The sequence below is a fragment of the Pseudomonas sp. PS01270 genome, assembly GCF_029959775.1.
In the GTDB taxonomy this organism is placed as follows: Bacteria; Pseudomonadota; Gammaproteobacteria; order Pseudomonadales; family Pseudomonadaceae; genus Aquipseudomonas; species Aquipseudomonas atacamensis.
In genome coordinates, this window is sequence record NZ_JASCPT010000188.1 from 1 (window position 1) to 7464 (window position 7464).

A 7464-nucleotide genomic window follows, 5' to 3' on the forward strand; every position below is an offset into this window, starting at 1 on the left:
CCCGTTGGGTCGCGGAGCGGCCCCATGTTGTGTACAGCTTGGTCAGATTTGGGCCTGCTTAGCAGTCCAACGGGGATAAATCCCCTCGCCACAGGTCAGCTGCCAATCTCCAGTTTTTGTCAGACAAAAATCCCCCGAATCAGGCCCGCCGCGCCGCTGAATCGCATCAGTAACGCCGGTAACACCGCCCGCGTAACAATGCGGTAACACACGCAATTGACTTCCTGTTGGCTCATCACGACTATAGGCGTCCCGCTGCCGCCAACCCGGTATGAACGGGCGCAATCCAGGCCTTTCAAAGCACGACACAAGACCGTGCGCCTGAGTAGATGAAGAATCACGCGCGTGACTCGCAGCAGTTTCCAGAGCGCCTGAACGAGGATTTTTTACATGCCAGCCATCACCCTGACCACGCTCCAGAGCCTCAAGCAGAAAGGTGAAAAAATCACCATGCTGACCTGCTATGACGCGACCTTCGCCCACGCCTGCAACGAGGCCGGTGTCGAAGTGCTGCTGGTCGGCGACTCCCTCGGCATGGTTCTGCAGGGTCATGACAGCACCCTGCCGGTGACCACGGCGGAAATGGCCTATCACGTCGCCAGCGTCAAGCGTGGCAATGGCGATGCCCTGATCCTCGCCGACCTGCCGTTCATGGCCAACGCCACCCTCGAACAGACCATGAACAACAGCGCCCTGCTGATGCAGGCCGGCGCGCACATGGTCAAGGTCGAAGGTCAGCTGTGGCTGGCGGAGTCGATCCGTCTGCTCGCCGAGCGCGGTGTGCCGGTGTGCGCGCACATGGGCCTGACCCCGCAAGCAGTGAACATCCTCGGTGGCTATAAAGTGCAGGGCCGCAACGAGAATCAGGCGCGGCAGATGCGTGCCGATGCGATCGCGCTGGAGCAGGCCGGTGCGGCCATGCTGTTGCTCGAGTGCGTGCCGAGCGAACTGGCGGCAGAAATCAGCCAGGCCGTGGGCATTCCGGTGATCGGTATCGGTGCCGGCAACGCCACCGACGGCCAGGTGCTGGTATTGCACGACATGCTCGGCCTGTCGATCACCGGCCGCGTACCCAAATTCGTCAAAAACTTCATGCAAGGTCAGGACAGCATCCAGTCCGCGCTGAAGGCTTACGTCAGCGAAGTCAAAGCCACTACGTTCCCTGGCATCGAACACGGATTCTCTGCATGAACACCGTCAAAACCGTACGCGAACTGCGCGCCGCCGTCGCCCGCGCGCGCAGTGAAGGCAAGCGCATCGGCTTCGTGCCGACCATGGGCAACCTGCACAGCGGCCACGTCGCATTGATCACCAAGGCTACCCAGCGAGTCGATTTCGTCGTCGCGAGTATTTTCGTCAACCCGCTGCAATTCGGCGCCGGCGAAGACCTCGACAAATACCCACGCACCCTCGCTGCCGATCAGGAAAAACTCCTCGAAGCCGGTTGCGACCTGCTGTTCGCGCCGACGGTTGAAGAGATGTACCCGGACGGCATGGCCGGGCAAACACGGGTCAGCGTGCCGCAATTGTCCGAAGGCCTGTGTGGCGCCAGCCGTCCGGGGCACTTCGAAGGTGTGGCGACGGTGGTCAGCAAGCTGTTCAACATGGTCCAGCCGGATCTGGCGATCTTCGGCCAGAAGGATTACCAGCAACTGGCGGTGATCCGCGCACTGGTGCATGACCTGAACATGCCGATCCAGATCATCGGCGAGCCGACCGTGCGTGCAGCGGATGGCTTGGCACTGTCGTCGCGCAACGGCTTCCTCAATGAAGACCAGCGCGCCGTGGCACCGGTGGTCTATCGCGTGCTGAGCAGCATTGCCGAAGCGATCAAGCAAGGTGAGCGCGATTACCCGGCGCTGATCGCTGCACAGCTGCAGGTGCTGGAAGCGGCGGGGCTGCGTCCGGACTATCTGGAAATCCGCCATGGCCTGACCTTGCGTCCGGCGACGGCAGAAGATCGCGATCTGGTGATTCTGGCGGCAGCGTTCCTCGGCACTACGCGGCTGATCGACAACCTGCACCTGAACCTCGATAGCCCGATTTAAGCAGCAACGAATTTCCCTGTGGGAGCGAGCCTGCTCGCGAAGGCGGTGTATCAGCGACTTATAAGTTGCCTGACACGCCGCCTTCGCGGGCAGGCCCGCTCCCACAGGTGTTTTCGGTGCATGCCGGTTGGGCGAAAGTCTTCCGGGCACCTCCGTTTGTCGGCCAGATTCCTCTGCGGATGTTAAAAAAGTACAGGGATCTGGTCAGACAAAGTCAAGACAGAACGCAGCGCGAGGTTTACTGTATTCGCCCTGTGTCCAGATCTCGTGTCGACGCAGTTGATCCCATGCGCTAAAACTCGTGGTTGATCTGTACCGTGTTCAAAAGGCCGTTCAAGTAAAAAGGAAAACCGCAGCGATGGCGTACTACCGCACTCCTCACGACGTTACCGCTCTGCCCGCCTGGCAAGCGTTGAAAGATCACCGCCAAGCCATGCAGGATTTCAGCATGCGCGAAGCCTTCAACGCCGATCCGCAGCGTTTCAATCAGTTCACCCTCAGTAGCTGCGGTCTGTTTCTCGACTATTCGAAGAATTTGATCAACGCCGAGACCCGCAACCTGCTCGTGGGCCTGGCCAATGAAGTCGATCTGAAGGGCGCGATCAAAGCGCTGTTCGACGGCGAAATCGTCAACGCCTCCGAAGGCCGCCCGGCACTGCACACCGCCCTGCGCCGCCCGGTCGGCGACAAGTTGTCGGTCAACGGCGTCAACGTGATGCCGGAAGTACACAAGGTGCTGAACCAGATCACCGATCTGGTCGGCCGCATTCACGATGGCTTGTGGCGTGGCTACACCGAGAAGCCGATCACTGACGTGGTCAACATCGGCATCGGTGGTTCGTTCCTCGGTCCTGAGCTGGTCTCCGAAGCACTGCTGTCCTACGCGCAGAAAGGCGTACGTTGCCACTATCTGGCAAACATCGACGGCAGCGAATTCCACGAGCTGACGCAGAAACTGCGCGCCGAGACCACGCTGTTCATCGTTTCGTCGAAGTCGTTCAACACTCTCGAAACGTTGAAAAACGCGCAGGCCGCACGCGCCTGGTACCTGGCGCAGGGCGGCTCGGAAGCCGAGCTGTATCGCCACTTCATCGCTGTGTCGAGCAACAACGCCGCCGCTGTGGCTTTCGGGATTCGCGAAGAAAACATCTTCCCGATGTGGGACTGGGTCGGCGGGCGCTACTCGCTGTGGTCGGCGATCGGTTTGCCGATTGCGCTGGCCATCGGCATGTCCAACTTCAAGGAACTGCTGTCCGGTGCCTACACCATGGACCAGCATTTCCAGACCGCGCCGTTCGAACAGAACATGCCGGTGCTGCTGGCCCTGCTCGGCGTCTGGTATGGCAACTTCTGGGGTGCGCAAAGCCACGCGATCCTGCCGTACGACCACTACCTGCGCAACATCACCAAGCACTTGCAACAGCTGGACATGGAGTCCAACGGCAAGAGCGTGCGTCAGGACGGCACCTCGGTGTCGACCGATACCGGCCCGGTGATCTGGGGCGGCGTCGGCTGCAACGGTCAGCACGCTTATCACCAGTTGCTGCACCAGGGCACCCAACTGATCCCGGCCGACTTCATCGTGCCGATCGTCAGCTTCAACCCGGTTTCCGACCATCACCAGTGGCTGTACGCCAACTGCCTGTCGCAGAGCCAGGCGCTGATGCTCGGCAAGACCCTGCCGGAAGCTGAAGCCGAACTGCGCGACAAAGGCATGGGCGAAGACGACGTGCGCAAACTTGCGCCGCACAAGGTGATCCCGGGCAATCGTCCGAGCAACACCCTGGTGGTCGAACGCATCAGCCCGCGTCGCCTCGGCGCCCTGGTTGCGATGTATGAGCACAAAGTGTTCGTACAAAGCGTGGTCTGGGGCATCAACGCCTTCGACCAGTGGGGTGTGGAACTGGGCAAGGAATTGGGCAAAGGCGTCTACAACCGTCTGGTCGGCAGCGACGAGACCGTGGCTGACGATGCCTCGACTCAAGGCCTGATCAACTACTTCCGCGGGCGTCATCGCGGCTGATAAAAGCCTTCGGGCACAACGCTGTTCCCCTGTGGGAGCGAGCCTGCTCGCGAAATCGGTGCGTCATTCAACACTGTGTTGACTGATCCGCCGCCTTCGCGAGCAGGCTCGCTCCCACAGTTGTTTTGGCGCATGACTTGAACCTGTGCAGCGCTCGGCGCATCTTTATTCGTGTCGCACCACAAGAATAAGGAACCGTCATGTTCGATATCAGCACGTTCCCCAAAGCCGATGCCGTGCGCCAGGCCGCTCAGTTGAGCCAGGACGAGTATCGGCGCCTGTACCGTGAATCGATTGAACACCCCAGTGCCTTCTGGGCCGAGCAGGCCACACGTTTCCTCGATTGGAGCACGCCGTGGCAGACCGTGCAGCGCTATGACCTGAAAACTGGTGAAGCGGCCTGGTTTGCCGGCGGCAAGCTCAACGTCAGTTACAACTGCATCGACCGTCACCTCAAGCAACGCGGCGAACAGACTGCCCTGCTCTGGGAAGGCGACGATCCCGCCGAATCGGCGCAGATCACTTACAACAAACTCCATCACCACGTCTGCCGTCTGGCCAACGTGCTGAAAAGCCGTGGCGTGAAGAAAGGCGATCGGGTGTGCATCTACATGCCGATGATCCCCGAAGCCGCCTACGCCATGCTCGCCTGCGCGCGAATCGGTGCGATTCATTCGGTGGTGTTCGGCGGATTTTCTCCGGACTCCTTGCGTGATCGAATCCTCGACGCCGACTGCCGTACCGTGATCACGGCCGATGAAGGCGTGCGCGGTGGCCGCTTCGTGCCGCTGAAAAACAACGTCGACAAAGCCCTGCAAAGTTGCCCGAACGTCAGCACCGTCGTGGTGGTCGAGCGCACTCAGGGCCAGGTCGATTGGGTCGAAGGCCGTGACCTCTGGTACCACCAGGCCGTGCGCGAGGTCAGCGACGACTGCCCGCCGGAACCGATGGACGCCGAAGATCCGCTGTTCATCCTCTACACCTCCGGCAGCACTGGCAAACCCAAAGGCGTGCTGCACACCACCGGCGGCTATCTGCTGCAAGCGGCGATGACCTTCAAATATGTGCTCGACTACCGCGACGGCGAAGTGTTCTGGTGCACCGCCGACGTCGGCTGGGTCACCGGCCACAGTTACATCGTCTACGGGCCGCTGGCCAACGGTGCGACCACACTGATGTTCGAAGGCGTGCCGAGCTACCCGAGCAGTTCGCGCTTCTGGCAGGTCATCGACAAGCACAAGGTGAACATTTTCTACACAGCACCCACCGCCCTGCGCGCGCTGATGCGCGAAGGCGCCGGACCGTTGAAGGAAACGTCGCGCGCCAGCCTCAGATTGCTCGGCAGCGTCGGTGAGCCGATCAACCCGGAAGCGTGGGAATGGTACTTCAATGCTGTCGGTGAACAGCGCTGCCCGATTGTCGACACGTGGTGGCAGACCGAAACCGGCGGCATCATGCTCAGCCCGCTGGTCAGCGCGCAACGGATCAAACCGGGCTGCGCGACGCAACCGATGTTTGGCGTGCAACCGGTGCTGCTTGACGAAGTCGGCAAGGAAATCAAAGGCGCCGGCAGTGGCGTGCTGGCGATCAAATCGAGCTGGCCGGCGCAGATTCGCAGCGTCTACGGCGATCCGCAGCGGATGATCGACACCTACTTCAAACCCTACCCCGGCTATTACTTCACCGGCGACGGCGCCCGCCGCGACGAGGACGGCGATTACTGGATCACCGGACGCATCGACGACGTGATCAACGTTTCCGGCCACCGCATCGGCACCGCCGAAGTGGAAAGCGCCCTGGTGCTGCACGACAGCATCGCCGAGGCCGCCGTGGTCGGTTATCCCCACGACGTCAAAGGTCAGGGCATCTACGCGTTCGTCACGCCAATGAACGGCACCGAGGCCAACGAAGAGCTGAAGAAAGACCTGCTGGCGCATGTCAGCAAGGAGATCGGCAGCTTCGCCAAACCGGACCTGATCCAGTGGGCGCCGGCGCTGCCAAAGACCCGCTCGGGCAAGATCATGCGGCGTATTCTGCGCAAGATTGCCTGCAATGAGCTCGACAGCCTTGGCGATACTTCGACGCTGGCTGATCCGAGTGTGGTGCAGGACCTCGTCGACAAGCGGCTCAATACTTGAGAGCTGCAAGTTTCTAGCTACAAGCTGCAAGCTAAAGCGGTCCGCGCAGCTTTTCGCTTTTAGCTTGCAGCTAGAAACTTGCCGCTTGTAGCTCCCCGACTGCTAAGCTTCGCGTTTTTTCAGCAAGGCGCCCGCATGTCTTCCTTGAATCAGGCGCTGCGCGCCGCCCTCGATCAACGCCAGGACCTGCTCGCTGCGCTGCACAGCCAGGGCACCGATTGCTATCGGCTGTTCCATGGCAGCCAGGAAGGCGCCGGCGGCCTGACCATCGACCGCTACGGCCCGCAACTGCTGGTGCAGAGTTTTCACCAGACGCTCGAACGTGACGATCTGCTGCAACTGCACGCCATGGTCAACCAGACCCTGGGCTTCGACAGCCTGCTGGTCTACAACGACCGCTCCCGTGGCAACTCGCGGATCGATCGCGAGGACAGCGTCTATAAAGCCGATGACGCCGCACTGGCGGATCTGGTCGGGCATGAATGGGGCCTGAACTACCGCGTGCGCGGGCGTCATGCCGGGCAGGATCCGCTGCTGTTCCTCGACCTGCGCAACACCCGTGGCTGGGTCAAGGATCACGCGCAAGGCAAAAGTGTGCTCAACCTGTTCGCCTACACCTGTGGCGTTGGCCTCAGTGCGGCGGCAGGCGGTGCGCGCGAGGTGTGCAACCTCGATTTTGCCGAGGGCAATCTGGCGGTCGGTCGCGAGAATGGTTTGCTCAACCCGCAACTGCCGGAGATGCAATTCATTCAGTCCGATTACTTCCCGGCGATCCGTCAGCTTGCTGGCCTGCCGATCAGCGTGCGGCGCGGGCAGAAGTTGCCGAGCTATCAGCGCCTCGAACAGCGCCAATACGATCTGGTACTGCTCGATCCGCCGGCGTGGGCCAAAAGTGCGTTCGGCACCGTCGATTTGCTGCGCGATTATCAGAGCCTGCTCAAACCGGCGCTGCTGACCACCGCTGACAACGGCGTGCTGATCTGCTGCAACAACCTGGCGAAAGTCAGCATGGACGACTGGCGCGAACAAGTGCTGCGCTGCGCCGAAAAGGCCGGCCGCCCGGTGCGCGAATGGAGCGTGATGACCCCGGGCGCCGACTTCCCCTCGCGGGACCAGCAGCCCCCGTTGAAGACGCTGATCTTGCAGTTGTGATCCCTCCGGCATGAGCGATTTCATTTCCCTGTGGGAGCGAGCCTGCTCGCGAAGGCGCAGTGTCAGTCGACTTGTTTTTCACTGAACCAGCGCATTCGCGAGC

5 protein-coding genes are annotated in these 7464 nt (G+C 61.2%); all 5 read left to right on the top strand.

Annotated features, from left to right (window positions below):
• Positions 1-390: 390 nt before the first annotated feature.
• The 5 genes from panB (at position 391) to QMX86_RS26630 (ending at position 7361) form a co-directional block, all read left to right on the top strand.
• Positions 391-1191: a 3-methyl-2-oxobutanoate hydroxymethyltransferase gene (gene panB / locus QMX86_RS26610; RefSeq protein ID WP_282387633.1), complete on the top strand. Its 801-nt coding sequence runs from the start codon at positions 391-393 to the stop codon at positions 1189-1191.
• Positions 1188-2048 carry a pantoate--beta-alanine ligase gene (gene panC / locus QMX86_RS26615; protein ID WP_024014335.1) on the top strand — a complete coding sequence of 287 codons (861 nt, stop codon included), beginning with the start codon at positions 1188-1190 and terminating at the stop codon, positions 2046-2048. The genes panB and panC overlap by 4 nt, the downstream gene beginning before the upstream one ends.
• 358 nt (positions 2049-2406) lie before the next feature.
• Positions 2407-4071, top strand: coding sequence for a glucose-6-phosphate isomerase (gene pgi, locus QMX86_RS26620; protein WP_016773160.1), 1665 nt, complete (start codon positions 2407-2409; stop codon positions 4069-4071).
• Between the two features lie 200 nt (positions 4072-4271).
• On the top strand, positions 4272-6209 hold the full coding sequence (acs, locus tag QMX86_RS26625; RefSeq protein ID WP_282387709.1) for an acetate--CoA ligase: 1938 nt from the start codon (positions 4272-4274) through the stop codon (positions 6207-6209).
• 135 nt (positions 6210-6344) lie between these two features.
• The gene (locus tag QMX86_RS26630) at positions 6345-7361 is read left to right on the top strand and encodes a class I SAM-dependent methyltransferase (RefSeq protein WP_071173626.1); all 1017 of its coding nucleotides are present in this window, start codon (positions 6345-6347) and stop codon (positions 7359-7361) included.
• The last annotated feature ends 103 nt before the right edge of the window (positions 7362-7464 follow it).